Here is a 16,182-nt window from a genome sequence, read left to right as displayed (position 1 = left end):
TTAAAGAATTGGCGACTAATGAATCAAAACTAAAGCAAGCATTAGATAATAAACAATCGTATTTAATTTCATCTTTGGCATCAACAGAAAAGCAGGTTAATTTGATTGCGATCGCTCATTTAAAACATAAACCTTGGTCTGTGTTATTTGCACTGCCTCTTAGTGTTGCCCTAGCACCTGTAGAAAAGCAAATTCGTGACGCAATTTTTCTATTTACAATTATCGCTTCAATAGCGACAATTATCGCTTTTGCTATTGGGCAACTGCTAACAAAGCCAATAATTTACCTTACAAATATAGTGTCCCAGTTTACCGCAGGTAATTTAGATATCCGCGCCAAAGTTGGTTCAAAAGATGAAATAGGTCAACTTGCAAGATCGTTTAACGACATGGCACTTGAATTACAAATATCTTTTGAAACCCTGGAACAACGCGTACAGGAAAGAACAGCAGAGTTAGTAATTGCAAATCAAAAACTAGAACAACTGGTTAATTTAGATGGTTTGACTCAAGTTGCTAACCGTCGCTGTTTCGATGAACGACTGCAAGCAGAATGGACCCGCCTTGCACGAGAACAACAACCCCTAGCACTGATTTTATTTGATGTTGATAAATTTAAAAATTATAACGACTATTATGGTCATCTTGGAGGCGATGATTGTCTAGTCAGATTAGCTCAAACAGTACAAAAAACAGTTTATCGTCCTGCTGATCTCGTATCACGTTACGGTGGCGAAGAATTTTCCATACTCCTTCCTAATACTGACTTAGCGGGAGCAATTCAAGTAGCACAAAGTATTCAGCAAGCAATTCACGATCTGGCCATTCCCCATACAAAGTCTGATGTCAAGAATATTGTTACCGTTAGTATGGGAATTTGCTCACTCATACCCTCGTTGGACATAAAGCCAGATATACTAATCAGTTCAGCCGATCAAGCATTGTACAATGCTAAAAAAAAGGGGCGCGATCGCTATTGTTACTCATCTGAATAATAGGTCTATTCCTATTCCCTATTCTCCAGATCCCCGACTTCACCAGATAAATTTATCATTTATGAACACAATAAACAAAAGAAGTCGGGGATCTTATCGCCTCACCTGAATTCTGACAATAAAAGTTAAATAGGGCTTGCTGAATAAACATGAAAAGATTACGGGTAAAGGGTTTAAGCCGTTTTCAAGTAAAAAAAAGTGCAAGCTTTTACGAGGTGGAAACTTAAAAACCTTGCATTTAATTGCTACTCAAAGGAAAAATCGCTCCCATCCAACTCTTGAAACTGTTCCCTGTTCCCTGTTCCCTGTTCCCTGCCCTCACGGAAAGACTTTCTCAGCAAACCCTAAATAAGGTGAGAAAAACCCACCCTACAAAACATAACTCAAAACCTAAATTAAGCAGTGCGAAAACGGGCTAATTCTTCCCCAGTTTTGGCATCATGGGCGTGAACAGTACACACCAAACAAGAATCAAAAGACCGGGCTACATGACCGACTTCTACAGGGTCTGTAGGGTCTTCAATAGGTGTTCCTATTAATGCTTTTTCAATCGGTCCTAGTTGACCTTCACCGTCACGGGGTCCAATATTCCAAGTACCGGGGGCGATAACTTGGTATTGTTTAATCTTCCCTGCTTCAATTTCTACCCAGTGACACAAAGCACCTCTAGCTGCTTCCGTTGCACCCCAACCTTTTCCATCTTTTTCCTTGGGTTTGATATACCAGGGATCGTTTAATTTGAACTCCCTTAAACAGCGTTCAGCTTGGCGATATAACTTGACAATTTCGTGAACTCGTGCTAATTGACGAACATGAACATTAGCACCGCCCATTTTTTTGAAGACATCGAGAATGAAGGGGTCATAATGTTGCCAAGACTCACCATGTCTACCACCTGCAACTAATTGACGTGCGAGGGGTCCGGCTTCTAAACGTCCTAAGTCTTGGTGTAAAACTGCACTTGACCAAGAATATGCACCTTCAAAATCTTTTTGGTTGTTGGTTGTTGGTGCTGTGGTGCGATCGCTTGGATGCCAATCTTGAGTACCTTCATCATACCAAGAATGGGTTAAATTCTCACGGGCAAAAGATTGATCCATCAAAGCATGAGTATCACTGAAGCTATCATAAACACCGCCTTTCATAATCACAGCAGCATTACGTCCTTCAATGGTGGGTTTATTGTATTTATCCTCATGGGGAATATAACCCCAAGTCACATATTTACCCACACCAGCACCATATCGATCTAAACCGATATCCAAGCCCATGCGCCAGTATAAACCTAAGTCAGATTCTCGATGTTTGATATCTTCATTTAACCACTTTTGGAAATCTTCATAAGATTGAATTTCTTCATATCTTTCTAAAGAACAACCTAACCAAACAGGTTCTAACCAATTGGTGCGGAAATATTCCAGAATTGCCCAGGCGCGGGTAATGTCAGTTAAAGTGGGGGCGCACATGACACCACCAGGCACCATATAACTGCTGTGCGGCCATTGTCCACCTAATAAAGCGTAGATTTCTACAGGTTTGGCAGAAATTGTCACCCCAATCTCATAAGATTTACCTGTGAAAGCTGCAAAACGCCGACAAGCTTCATCATAAAAGTGACTACGGCGATAATTTTTATTAGTTAAGTCAATGGCAAACAATCCATAAAAGTAGCGAGGAATGCTTTGGATTGTTTCGACAATTTGACCTAAGTTTCTCGCCAAAATTGCATTACGAGGAACTTCTGTTCCCCAGGCTGTATCTAATGCCCAAGAGGCAGAGCTTAAATGCGAACCACCACAAATACCGCAAATTCGGGGCGTGACAATTAAACCTGCTTGGGGGTCTTTTCCGCGTAAGATAATTTCAAAGCCGCGAAAAAGTTCAGCATGAGTCCAGGCGTTTGTTACATATCCATTGTCAATTTCGACACGGACATCTAAATCACCCTCGACTCTACCAACGGGTGAAATATCTAATGTTTGAATTGGCATAATGATAGGAAATAGGGAACAGGGAACAGGGAACAGGTAAAGAAATTTCTCTTCCAATACCCAATTTCTAAACCAAGAAAAAGTCTTCATCTGTCCATTTGGGTGCTGCATCTTTAGCAACAACGGTGAGGACTGCGTAATCTTTTTGCTTGACTCCGGGGGGTAGTTCTTTGGGTGCGCCCATAATGGTTTGGGTTTTAAATACTGTTCCCGGTTTGAGGTCATGGAAGGGGAATTCTGGTTCTGTGCAACCGATACAAGGCATTCCGGCGCGGGTTTTCGATGATACGCGGTTCCAGAGGATGCGGTTACAGGAAGAATGGGTCATGGGTCCACGACAACCTAAGTCGTAAAATAGACAGCCTTTACGTTGTCCAAATTCGGCGGTTGTGGCTTTGTAAGCAAAGTGAATGTTGCGGGTACAACCAGTTTCGGCGTAGGTGTTAAAGAAGGTTTGGGGACGGTGCAGGTCGTCTAGGGCAATATCGCTGATGCGTCCGGTAGCAATAGCAACTAATATCTGCGTTATCCAGTCAGGATGGGCGGGACATCCGGGAATATTGATTACAGGTAAGCCGGCTTTACTGACGAAATCTGCACCTAAAAAGCCGCCTTTATTGCGTTTGAGAAATTGTAATCCATTAGATTCGCTGGGATTAGGTTCCATTGCGGGAATACCGCCCCAGGTGGCACAATCACCAATAGCGACGACAAAACTGGCAGCTTTGGCTAAGTCATGTAACCATTCTTTCATGGGGCGGTCTGCAAATCTATCCCATTCCCCTGTACCGTTAGGGGCGTTAACTACGCTACCTTCAAATACCAAAATATCCAGGGGAGTTTTACCTAAGACGCATTCCCAAAGCAAGGTTTGTACGTTTGCACCTAGTTCTACACCCAAGGAAGGATGCCAAAGGATGTTAATGCCGAAGTCAGCAATTAAATCACAAGCTGTAGGTTCTTCGGCGTTAAGGAAGGACATGGTGTCACCTGAACAAGCACCACCTTGCAGCCAGAGTACATTAGTCATTGGCTATGATTTTTCTGTTGTAGATGTGGAGAGATAAACGGGATTATTGCGCCCGTGTTGATGAGGAGATACGCAGGAAAATTAGCAACATTATCAATTTTGAATTTCTACTGCTGAAGAATTTTGTAGAGTCTCGCTGATTGATCAATTAATGATCTTTTATATTAAATTATTTTTAAATATTATGAGATTATTTTCCACAAAAATTTACTTTTACTATTTTTACTGCGTAGTAGATTTTGGAATCTTACTATACTGCAAGATAATTTGTCAACTTCTTATACAAAAAACATCATTCAAGTTATAAATGAGTTGTCACTAAAATTAATATGAGTAAATTCACGCTAGATTTTTATCAATTGAGAGTTATATAGTGGGAAATATTGATGTTATTACCCTTTCATTTAAGTTGGTAAATGGATTAGGTAAAAACTCTCTATTTAGCTTTTAGCTAGGAAATTTATTTCTTGGCTTATTGATGAAGAAACCAGCGTAAGATTTGGCTGCTTTGGTTTGATCATCTGTGATGAAACCATGAGAAATTGGGGAATCTGTATAAACTGAAAAACTGCGTAAATCGGCTTAGTTGATGACTCAATTATCATGGCCAATTTATGACTTCTAGTATTACAGATTCAGCCTTAAAAGCGGTTATGGCGGCCATTTCTGATGAGTCAGCAACAGCAGAGGAAAAAATCCAAATGCTGATAGAAATGGCGCAAGGTTTTCTCAAAAAGCCGAAAAATTCCCAAGACTTAAGAAGTGGGTTAGGATTGTTTTATCGTGCTTATCAAATGTGTGGTGAAGATTATCCTTTACTGAAAGCACGAGCAAAAGTGGGAATGGCGGGTACTTTACAAATGATACCCGATTCTAACCCTCAATTATTAGTACAAGCTAAGGAAAGTTATGAGGAAGCTTTACCACTTTTACAGCAATTTGCTACACCTGAAGAAGTAGCAGAAACCCAGATGAATTTGGGGTTAGTTTTACAGTCCCTTGTTACCTACAATTTAGCGCGGATGACTGATAGTATCCAAGCTTATCATGAGGCTTTGCGGGTATTTACATGGGAAGATTATCCACAGGAATATGCGATTTTATATAATAATATAGCGATCGCATACCTTTCCATGCCAATGTCCTCAGAACGGGAATATTTGCGTCAAGGGTTAGCAGTACAGTCTTTTGAAGTAGCACTCCAGCATATTAACTTAATTGAACATCCCAGGGAATATGCAATGTTGCAAAACAACTTAGGTAATGCTTTGCAATATTTAATTAGTTCCCATCCAATTGATAATAACTTGCGGGCTGTTACTGCTTACGATGAAGCTTTAAAAGTGCGTAATCCTCAAAACACACCCTTAGAATATGCTAACACAATTTCTAACAAAGCCAACGCACTTTTTAACTTACCTGACAACCCGGAAAAACCAGAATTAGGGAATCCGCAAAACCTGCTGAAAGCCAAATCCTACTATCAAGAGGCTTGGCAAATATTTACAGAACACCAACAAATTGAACAAGCAGAATTAGTAGCCCAAGCACTACAAGATGTGGCAGCAGAAATACAAGCATTTGCCTTGCATTAAAACCGAATTAGGAGAAGAGTCATGTTTGAAATTTTCCACAACCTAGCATTTACAAATTTCCTGCATAGCTTGAATACAGAACTCAATTTTACCACAGCATTAACTTGGGTAATTATCGCCACATTTATATCAATGATTGGTGGTGCAATTGGCGGGATGATTTTAGGTGGTAAAGATATAGGCTATAAATTTGCAGCAACTCTTGGCAGTTTATTTGCCCCTGCTGGAGTTATTCCCGCCATGATTTTAGGTTTATTAATGCTTAACTTATTCACTAACTACTAGGAGGATATTTATGATAGAAATTGGCTGGTTTACCGTCAAATTATTTCTCAAAGGAAACCTTTTCCGTGACCCCATATATTTTCTTCGTCAAACTACCATTGCTAGTGGTATAGGTACACTCATATTAGTATTATTAGCACAGGCAGCAATTCCCCTTTGTATTCCTATTACTGTAGCTAGTTTAGTTACAGGTGTGATTATGCCTTTTCTGGTTAAAGATTTTAGAATGAAATGAGTCTGGATAAATACAATCCTGAAAGTTATCAATCCCTACAGATTTATCTGGGGGATTGAATTATTATAAACGCAGATAAACGCAGATAAAACGCAGATTTTCATGGATAATTATCATAATGCTTGTTCTCATTTGGGGTTTCCTTTGGATAAAGGTAAGGTAGATAATGGAGTTATTACTTGTGCATCACATCAGTTTCAATATGATTTAAAGACAGGTAAATGTTTAACTGTTCCTGATGTTTCCCTGCAAGGTTATGAAGTGAGAGTGAAGGGTGATAATGTTTACAGCCAATTCCCCACTAAAACGAATGCTGACCAATAATAGGGATGGGAAAATTTTGTATTCTTGTCCCGTAAAATTGCTAATTGAGCATTGCGAAGAATTTCTGCTTTAGTCAGTTTGTTATTAGATAATTCCTGATAAAATTTAGTCATTAATAAAGCAGTAGCTTCATCATCAACATACCAAAGACTAGCTAGAGTGCTACGCGCTCCTGCTCTGACTGCCATTCCTGCTAATCCTAAAGTTGCTCTTTTGTCTCCGGCCGCAGTTTTGCAAGCACTAAGAACCAATAATTCAATAGGACGAACCTGCTTTTGATCAGAACGAAGAAGATTATTTAAATCATCTACATTGAGTCGTTCATTCCAAGTGAGAACAAAAGTATTTTCAGCCTTAGAACTGAATTCACCATGAGTAGCTAAGTGAACTACTTGATAAGGATTTTCTTGAACTTTTTGCTCTAATTGTTGATCTGTAAAGGCATCATTTTTGAGTAATAAAGAATTAGGAACTTGGGCTTTAATCCGATCTAATTCTGAGATGACATTAGGAAGTGCAGAAAAACCTAAGCGAGCTTTGCTAATTCCACCACCAAGAACCTGAATTTTGTCTCTAACTAACGCTTTGGGGTCTATTAATTGTAAACTAGGAGCATTGGCAATACTATATTTTTCAACCAGGTATTTTTGACCATCATGAAGAATACTCATAGGAATATTTCGCAAAATTCCATCTGAGATAAATACAAGATTTTTAACCTTATTAGCTTGTAATTTTTTTTCAGTTGGCTTGATTACCCAATTATAGACTTTTTGGGAAAGTTCTAACATTTGTGTCTGAAAAACTATTTCTCCACGACGAGCTAATTTAGCTCGTAATTCTTCAATATTGGTGTCTATTTCTAACTGAGATAATTTTTTACTATGGTGATATAAAGTTTGATCAGGAAGAGCAACAATGACTTCTAAACTCTCTTTGAGAACAATTGTATAGAAAATTGCTGATGTGCGATCAATTTGGTCGATTTGTACAGGTTTTGCATCTAGACAAGCATTACGAAAAAAGTTGTCAAGTTCTGCTAGTTGCAATGATTCAATTACTTCTCTAGCTTGCTTGAGTTCTTCTTGACTGGGTTTTTCTTCTCCAGGTTTTTTTTCTAATAGTAATTCGACTAGTTCTCGATAAACGGGTTCAACTCGTTCTCGAAAATCAAATTGTGCTTCTGAGCTAATTGCAACTAAGTCTGTGCGAATAGATTTGAGAGTTTTAACTGATTGAGTATAAGCAGCTATTGCACTCGCACGTTCAGCTTTTGTATTTCCTCCTTTTGATGTGATAATTCTGCCTAGTTGCCATTGCCATTCATAACTAAGTTCTGGAGAATTATTGCTTTGAGAAATAAGTAATGCTTTCTCTGTTAATTCTCTAGCTTCTCGATAACGTTGATTTTGTTCATAGAGATTTCCCAAAGTTCCAGTTGCATAACTTTCTCCTCTTTTATCTGCTAATTTTTGAGATATTTTAATGGCTGTGGCTAGTTCATTGGCCAGCAAAGATTGGGAATATTTTTCTTTTGGTAATTTGAGAAGAATTCGCGCTAAACTAATCCGAGAATAAACGGCTGTACGAGTAAGAGGTAATTGAATCAAACTGCTTTGAATTTGTGGTATTATTTGTTTTGCTGCTGACAATTGCTCTGTATTTAACAATAGCTCTAATTTATTTAGTTGTCCTTGAATCTTTAAATCAGATGAGGGTGATTTTTCGATAACTTGTTGAAAATATTCCAGTGCTTTTGGATTATTATTCTTTTGCACTGCACTGGTTTTACCTAAGCTGAGAAGTGCTTGAGTAATTGCGCTAGGAGAAGATAATTTTTTAGCGATTACTAAACTTTCTTCTAAAGCTTTTTGGGATTGATCTAATTGTCCTATTCCCCGCAATACATCCCCTAAACTTAGTAGTGCTTTAGCTTTAATCAAGGTATCCTGTTGTTGATTTAAATTTTTCTGACTATCAAGTAAACTTTTTACCGCTTGACTATATAATCCTAAAGCTTGCAATGCTTGAGATTGGTTAATTTTACTTCTAATTAATCCGATATTATCGCCAATTTCTTGATATGTATCAGTCGCACGTTTCCAAATTTCTAACGCAGTTTGGGAATTACCCATAGACAATTGTAATTGTCCTTGCACTTCCAGGGTTTGAGCTAAGATTTGTTTACGTTCTTTGTTATCTGTTATTTGATTAAGATTGTTCAGACTATTGGTAATTGCTTGGGTTGCTTGGGTTGAATCTCCCATTTTTTGATAAACTAAAGCTAAATTTCTCCAAGCTATTACCTGACCGACTGAATCACTTTGCTCAACATAATTTTTAATGGCATTTTGCAAAATCGCAACTGCTGACTGAAATTGCCCCTTCTCATATAATTCTTGAGCTTGTTTTTCTAGAGATAAAGAAGTAGCAATTGTTGAATTATTGATGTTGTTATTACTAGAAATAGCCAGGGCTTTCTCTGCTATAAAACAGCCAGATAAAGATAAAATACTAAGAGTTAAAATTGAAATTTTCTTCATGACATTTACCTTAATGGCAATTAGAATGATTTAAACCCGAATTTTGCAGCGTAACTTTTGGTGTTTCTGCTGTTAAAATTACCTTACCATCAGCAGTAATTATCCATCCTTGTGCTTCCTGAATTATAGGATTTTTAATATTTGCTTCCTCCTGATTTACTGCTTTTTCTTTCATCCCAACTGGTGTTGTTTCCTGCTTATCTGAACGAATAACCCATTCTACCATACCTGGGGAGTTGCTAATTAATTCATCACTTTCGGCAGGTAAACCTCCTTTTCCTGTAATTGTAAAAGAATTCTGTTTAGCACGTTGTTCATAAGAACAAATATCTTTACCTAACAGTGATTCTGCATTGACTAAATTACCAGGTAATTCTATTAAACCAGATGTGGGGTCTATATCAGGAGTATTGATTTCCACATCTCCCGCTAACCCAAAATCAGAAGATGCGGTAATATCGCTTTTTGAAGTTAATTGAGGTTGATATTCTAATCCAAAGATAGCGTTAGTTGTAATGTTGATTTTTCCACCATTTCCTTTAAAAGCGTTAGCGGTAATATCACTGTTTTCACTAGGAAAAGCAATAATAAAAGGAGTATTAATATTGATATTTCCTCCATCTCCTCCTGCACCATTTGTACCAGCAGTGGCGGTAATTTGGCTGTTATTTCTAAACAATAATAAATCTGGAATATTCAGATTAATATTCCCACCTTGGTTAGAAGCAGTTTCCGCACTAATAAAACCTTTATTATCTAAATTGAGAGTACCAACTTGAATAGAAACATCTCCACCTTCTCCACTTCCTTGACTATTGACTCCTATTCCAGCACCGTTTTTAATGATTAATGTTTGGGGGTCAATATCAATACTACCACTATCACCAATTGAACCTGGTTCTGTACTAGCAAATAGTCCGGTATCTGTTCCATTTAAGGTAATATTATCTTTAACTTGGACGATGATATTACCACCTTTACCACTACTAAATGTAGAAGCTGAAATTTTCACACCATCACTCAGATTTAAGTTTTTAGTGCTAATTTGAATATTGCCAGCATCACCTCTTCCTGAAGTTTCAACTGCTAATTTTCCCTGTCCTGAGATGTTAATATTTTCCGGTGCGGTAATAATTAAATCACCACCTTTACCACTAGCGGTAGTGGAAGCGGAAATAATTGATTTGGGGAAGAGGGTAATATCTAAATCGGGTTGATTTTCGTAAGGATTGAGTTGTAATGTACCTGCGGGTGCTTGTCCTTGGGTTTCGGCAAAAACTCCCACAACCCCGGCTAGGTTTATTTTGGAGGCGTTTAAGGTGATGCTACCGCCTCCTTTAGTATTCGTTGCGTTTTTAGTTGCTGTAGCGGTAATACGGGCGGTATCAGATACGGTGAGGCTAGGAGTATTAAGGATGATGTTTCCGGCTTTACCTGCACCACTGGTTTCAACGGAGAGGATAGGAGAAGAGTCTTGAACACCAATACCGAGATTAACAGCTTTTTCGGCATTAATGGTAATTGTACCGCCATCACCGCTACTTGTGGTTGTAGCGAAGATTTCAGCGCCATTGGCTACTGTTAAAGTAGCAGTATTGAGGGTGATGTCTCCAGCTTGACCATCTGCTGTGGTGGAAGCGGAGATTTCTGAAGCATCTGTGAGGGTTAATTTTTTAGCATTAATTTGAACACTGCCAGCTTTGCCTTTGTTGTTGGTGTTGCTGGCAATTTTACTATTATTGAAAGTGACAATACTAGGACTGGTGATAGTTACATTTCCTGCTGGGTCACTGCCGTTGGTATCGCTATCTATGCGACTATTATTGAAGGTGAGATTACCTGTGCTGGCAAAAGTCACATTTCCTGATTGACCTACTCCACCAACTTCCAGGATAACAATGTTTTCTCCTCCAAAAGATTCATTAAGCGTCACCTGTTTAGTGGTGATAATATCAATATTAGTCAAAGATAAATTTCCAAAACCTTGAACTTGAACATCTCCAGATTTGGAATCAGAAGACAGAGTTAAGATATCTAAATTTGTAATTTGATTTTTGGCTGCTAAGGTAACATTACCAGCCTGTCCAGGCTGTCCGGTTTGGGAGATAGAAAAGGAATGAAAAACTGGAAATTCTTGGCTATATTCATTTTTTATGCCCTGAATATTGCCATTCATGGCATTTAGATTAATCTCCCCACCATTTCCCCCTGTACCTGAATCTGAAAATGAGTAGGAGTGTAAAGATTGTGTAGAGATATCACTACTAGCAAAAAGAGAAATCCTGCCACCATTTCCTGCTGTACCTTGACGTGAAAATGAGTGGGAGTCTAGGAATTGAGTAAAAATATCACCACCCATAGCGTTCAAATTCATCTCCCCCCCATTTCCTGCTATACCTTCAGGTGAAAATGAGGCAGACAATAGGTTTTTTGTAGAGATATTGCCACCAGCAAAAAAAGAAATCCTGCCACCATTTCCTCCTTGGCCAGAAAATGAATATGCGTAAGAGAAAAGGGAATTAGTAGAGATATCACCATCAGCAAATAAAGAAATACCACCGCCATTTCCTTCTTTGCTTAAATCTGAAGATGTGTAGGATTCTAGTAATTGTGTAGAAATATTGCCACCAGCAGATAGGGAAATATCTCCACCATTTCCTGCTGTACCTTCAAATGAAGTTGAGTAGGATTCTAGGTTTTGTGTCAAGATATCGCCACCAGCAGATAGGGAAATATCTCCACCATTTCCTGCTGTACCTGCAAATGAAAATGAGGCAGATAATAGGTTTTGTGTAGAAATATTGCCACCAGCAGTAAGCGAAATACCTCCGCCATTGCTTGCTATACCTCCATTTGAAAATGAGGTAGATAATAGGTTTTGTGTTGAGATATGACCACCAGCAGTAAGCGAAATATGCCCACCATTTCCTGTTGTTCCTTGACGTGAAAATGAGGCAGATAATAGGTTTTGTGTAGAAATATTGCCACCAGCAGCTGTTAAGGTTATATTTCCTCCCCCCTGATGGAAGCTAGTATTAATATTACCAAGGGTTAAATTAGTACCTTTAATTTCCACTTTTTTTCCATTGGTTTGGATAGTATCACTAATATTCATCATCAAATTACCATTGCCGTTACTATCAGCATCAGCAAAAATGTTAATATGATTTGTAGCAGCTAAACTGCCATTTAAATTAATATTTTCTGTCGCTGCTAAATTAACTTTACCACCATTACCTGTCAAACTATTAGCATTGATTTTACCAACATTAATATTTCCTGACCTAGCATTTAGAGTAATTGCACCGCTATCACCAATAGCAGTAATTGGTGTGCGAAAAATCAGCTTTGTTCCATCTGCTTTTCCCCAAGATGCAGTTTCACCCGCTTTGTATAAAGTGCCATTATTGTTGCCAAAAGAATCATTTGTTACTTTTAATTGCCAAATTCCTGTAGGATTTTCACCATTAAAAATAGCTAAACCACTTTTTCCCGTGGGTCTAAATGCTCCCAGGAAGGGAGGTAAAATACCATTAGTACCGGTTGCTGCACTATCATCTAATAAGGTATCTTGGAAGTTCTCTCCAAACCCAACATCCCTAAATAACTCTAATGTTTTTTCAGATGGTGAGGTAAGGGAAATTTCCAGGGTACCAGCGTAATTAAGTTTGGCTGAAAACTGTACATCTAAATTTTCTATTGGTTGTTCTTCTGATACTGTGAAAGTAAAAGTGGCAGTTCGGCTAAAAGGTATATCACCACCAGCATCAATATCAATTACAGTAATAATATCTCCTCCTTTCACTAATAAAGTATCAATGTTACCTAATATTAAATTTGCTCCCGAAATACTAATATCTCTACCATTAGTTTTAATGGTATCGGTCGTTTCCATTTGAAAATTACCAACACCATCAGCATTAGCATCAGCGGTAAATGTAACCTTACCGCTACCATCTGCTAGGCTTAAACTATGATCATTTAAAGGATTAATTGTAATATCATTTTTTGCCTGAAATATCAAGTTTGTATTTCCCGATAAACTTTCTAATGTGGTTTTATCAATTGTCGCATTATCATCTTCACCAATAATCAGATTTTTAGTATTAAGTAATAATGTACCTGTTTCTATACCTCCCCTCACTTTTAAATTTTCCGCACCTGTTAATTGAATTGTTCCCTTGTTTGCTGTTAATGTGCCTGTGTTAGTAACATTTGCACTAAATAAAGTTATATTTTTACCATCATCAACTTGTAAATTACCTTCATTTTTGATTTCTGATAGCTGATTTCTCAAAGCATTTCTAAATAATGCACTTGGTTGTATATTCAATAAATTACTTGTTGCTGGTGCAGTCGCACTAAATAAACCATTATCACCTAATTTAATCTCATCCGCAGTTGTCGCAGTAAATGAACCACGAATATCTAAACTGGCATTTTGTCCAAAGATAATCCCATTGGGGTTTATTAAAAATAAATTTGCTGTTCCTTCTACTCCTAATATTCCTAAAATATTTGAAACATTACCCCCAGTGACACGAGTTAATATATTTTCAATTCCTGTAGGATTGGTAAAATACACACTTCTATTTTCACCAACATTGAATTTTTCAAAGCTGTGAAATAAATTTGCACCTCTAGCAGCACCACCATTAATTATGTCTTTGAATTCGTTAACTTTGTTAACAACTGAATTTTCTGAACCTAATGTATGATCAGGTTTAAGTTGTGCAAATGCACTTTGATTGACAATTATTCCACTCAGAATAGATAAAGTTGTTAGTGCCAATTTAAAATACTGCTGTTTTTGATGTTTCATGATATCAATTCCTGATATTAGCTATTGACTCTAATTGATTGAGAAAGAGCTTGAAAAAGTATACCAGCTTCTGCGGGAGGTTTAAAAGTAAATTGCAGATAAAAATTTCCCGAAGTTGCAGGTTTATCTAAAACCTTGGCATAGATATCTTCACTTTGTTGGTTTTGATTGTTATTCATTAATAAATTCAGTTTAATATTACTTAAAGAACGTGGTAAAGCATCTGCGTCTCCAGGTTCAATTTGTACTTCTGCTCCTTTTTCTGAAAGTTTGATTAAATGCCCTTTAGATATCTGCTCAGAAACTTGTTTCCCTTCCACTAATTGATAGCTGATGGGAATTGGTTCTATTAAATGACAATATATATCTGGTTGTTTAGTTAAATATAAATTGTATGGTTCACCAATGCCACCAATATCATAAACAGTAATTAGTCCTTTTACTCCTTTGGGTTTGATTTTCAATTCTCCATCTATTCTGACAATTGATGTTCCCATGGCTGTTAAAGTCGGCTCAGAAATGAGAATTTGATTACCTGTACTATAACCTTCAATCCGAAAAGCCAGATTCATTTCTTTACCAATTACGGTGTATTCGGTGTGTTTTTCTGAGCCAATATTCCCTACCACGACTTCACCAGTATTAATACCAATACCCATTGCTAAACTTGGTAAATTTAATTGCTGTAATTTTTTATTAACGTCAATTATTGCTAACTGCATAGCTACAGCACAAGCAACGGCTCGTTGAGGATCATCTTCTCTAATTGTTGGCGCACCAAAGAGAATAACAATACCATCTCCCATAAATTTGTCGATAGTTCCCTGATATTGTGCGATCGCATCTAACATAGATTCCAGATAGATGTTCAGAATCTGTACCACTATTTCTGGAGACAGTTGTTCTGATAGGGCTGTAAATCCTCTTAAATCGGAAGTAACAATGGTAATTTTCTGCCTATTTCCGCCAATTTTCAATCCTTCCGGGCTTTCCAGTAAAGTTGTCACTACCTCATTTGTCAGGTAACGTCCAAAAGTTTTGCGAATTGAGTCTGCGGTGTGTGCTATATATGCGGTAATCGCCATCACAGAACCTGTAAAGGCTAAAAATGGGGGAACTACCGGCAACCACCAACCCCAGATTATAGCTACGTAGGTACTACTTAACAAAACTCCGGCGATTAATACCAGGGTAGCTCGGATAGTGATTGATATCAGGGATTTGTCCAAATATAGATATCGCCATCGCCAGGTAAAAGTAGCACCAGCAAAAGCCCAGAAGACAATCCACAGTTATTCTTGAGCTTCTGAGCAGCTTTTAATCAAAGGGCGACCTTCCATAGCCGCGCTGATAATTTGGCTGGTGAGATGTGCATGAACTTCTACACCGGACATTGGTTCAGGAATACTCAGTAAATCTCCGCTATAGGGAGTGTAAAATAAATCCCTGAAACTTTCTCCGACTGTACCAATTAAAATAATGCGATCGCGCCCCCAATCTTTTGGTACTCTGTCTTCTAGAATATCTCTGAGGGAAACTGTATCAAAAAAACCAGCTTTTCCACGGTAATTTAATAACATCTGATAACCACGATCATCAGCACGAATATAACCACCATCATCAGCTTGAAACCGAGAAAATACGGTTTTACCTAGTTGCCAAATTTTACCATTTTCCAGAGTTTCAGGAGCAATACCTTCTTTGTCTAAATAAAGTAATGCTAGATAAAGACTAAAGCTATAGACATTGTTTTTATTCGCATCGGATAGATAAATAAAACCCCGGCGCACTTTGTTATCTGCATCAATAATCACATCATTTGCCCCTACTTGTCCCAGAGCTTTGAGTACAGGTGGTGCAGCAACTGTGTTACCATTGCGATCGCCTACTACTTTTTCAATCCCCACCAAATACTTAGTAGACTTAAATACCTTCACTAAATCCTCATGTCCTGGTTGAAAAGGCAAATCTCGGTAAATATCCAAACCAATAGCCCTGGGCTTTCTAGCTTTCAGTTTCTCCAGCAATCGAGTATAAACACTATCAGCAATGTAACCTTGTTGCAGATATTGTACATCTGCTTCCGAAATCCCCGCAATCACAATCCGGTCATCTTGTGGTTGAGCAGGACGTAAACGCATATATTGATCAAAAGCTGCCCATTCCCAAGATTGCAACAAACCTAGAACACGCAAAAGAATTACTACTCCGCCAATACTAAGTGTAGTAATCCCCACAATCCGCCATTCCCGCCAAAATTGTTTGATCTTCTCCATACTCTAGGTACATTAATTAAGACAATCAATTGATTTTAGATTGTAACCATTAAATTGTCATATATTTGACAAGATAATATAGGGAT

The 16,182-nt window shown here is 37.9% G+C and carries 11 protein-coding genes; 5 read left to right on the top strand and 6 right to left on the bottom strand.

The window, feature by feature from the left end; all coding sequences use genetic code 11:
• On the top strand, positions 1-995 hold a 995-nt coding region (locus VB694_RS17355), incomplete at its 5' end, for a diguanylate cyclase domain-containing protein (RefSeq protein ID WP_323361582.1).
• A gap of 395 nt (positions 996-1,390) precedes the next feature.
• Here VB694_RS17355 and VB694_RS17350 read toward each other — a convergent pair.
• Entirely contained in the window at positions 1,391-2,986 is a 1,596-nt protein-coding gene (locus tag VB694_RS17350; RefSeq protein WP_323361581.1) for a nickel-dependent hydrogenase large subunit, read from the bottom strand.
• A gap of 67 nt (positions 2,987-3,053) precedes the next feature.
• The gene (locus tag VB694_RS17345; RefSeq protein ID WP_323361580.1) at positions 3,054-4,016 is read right to left on the bottom strand and encodes a hydrogenase small subunit; all 963 of its coding nucleotides are present in this window, start codon (positions 4,014-4,016) and stop codon (positions 3,054-3,056) included.
• Positions 4,017-4,630: 614 nt separating this feature from the next.
• Here VB694_RS17345 and VB694_RS17340 point away from each other — a divergent pair.
• From VB694_RS17340 to VB694_RS17325, 4 genes are all read left to right on the top strand, one after another.
• Positions 4,631-5,611, top strand: a complete 981-nt coding sequence (locus VB694_RS17340; protein WP_323361579.1) for a hypothetical protein — start codon at positions 4,631-4,633, stop codon at positions 5,609-5,611.
• 21 nt (positions 5,612-5,632) lie between these two features.
• Positions 5,633-5,896 (top strand): hypothetical protein, encoded by a 264-nt coding sequence (locus VB694_RS17335; RefSeq protein WP_323361578.1) that lies wholly within the window; start codon positions 5,633-5,635, stop codon positions 5,894-5,896.
• 10 nt (positions 5,897-5,906) lie between these two features.
• Positions 5,907-6,131, top strand: coding sequence for a hypothetical protein (locus VB694_RS17330; protein ID WP_323361577.1), 225 nt, complete (start codon positions 5,907-5,909; stop codon positions 6,129-6,131).
• 102 nt (positions 6,132-6,233) lie between these two features.
• On the top strand, positions 6,234-6,455 hold the full coding sequence (locus VB694_RS17325; RefSeq protein WP_323361576.1) for a Rieske (2Fe-2S) protein: 222 nt from the start codon (positions 6,234-6,236) through the stop codon (positions 6,453-6,455).
• On the opposite strand, the gene VB694_RS17320 is transcribed toward VB694_RS17325, so the two are convergent.
• The 4 genes from VB694_RS17320 to VB694_RS17305 all read right to left on the bottom strand — a co-directional run bounded on the left by VB694_RS17320 (position 6,416) and on the right by VB694_RS17305 (position 16,096).
• Positions 6,416-8,998: a CHAT domain-containing protein gene (locus VB694_RS17320; protein ID WP_323361575.1), complete on the bottom strand. Its 2,583-nt coding sequence runs from the start codon at positions 8,996-8,998 to the stop codon at positions 6,416-6,418. The two genes, VB694_RS17325 and VB694_RS17320, sit on opposite strands and share 40 nt — an antisense overlap.
• A gap of 10 nt (positions 8,999-9,008) precedes the next feature.
• Positions 9,009-13,820, bottom strand: a complete 4,812-nt coding sequence (locus VB694_RS17315; RefSeq protein WP_323361574.1) for a filamentous hemagglutinin N-terminal domain-containing protein — start codon at positions 13,818-13,820, stop codon at positions 9,009-9,011.
• Between the two features lie 17 nt (positions 13,821-13,837).
• On the bottom strand, positions 13,838-15,049 hold the full coding sequence (locus VB694_RS17310) for an adenylate/guanylate cyclase domain-containing protein (protein ID WP_323361573.1): 1,212 nt from the start codon (positions 15,047-15,049) through the stop codon (positions 13,838-13,840).
• A gap of 63 nt (positions 15,050-15,112) precedes the next feature.
• Positions 15,113-16,096: a CHASE2 domain-containing protein gene (locus VB694_RS17305; protein ID WP_323361572.1), complete on the bottom strand. Its 984-nt coding sequence runs from the start codon at positions 16,094-16,096 to the stop codon at positions 15,113-15,115.
• Positions 16,097-16,182 lie beyond the last annotated feature (86 nt).

Origin of the sequence: Anabaena sp. UHCC 0451, from assembly GCF_034931405.1 — a bacterium.
Taxonomy (GTDB): domain Bacteria; phylum Cyanobacteriota; class Cyanobacteriia; order Cyanobacteriales; family Nostocaceae; genus RDYJ01.
This window is presented reverse-complemented; position numbering and strand designations above follow the sequence as displayed.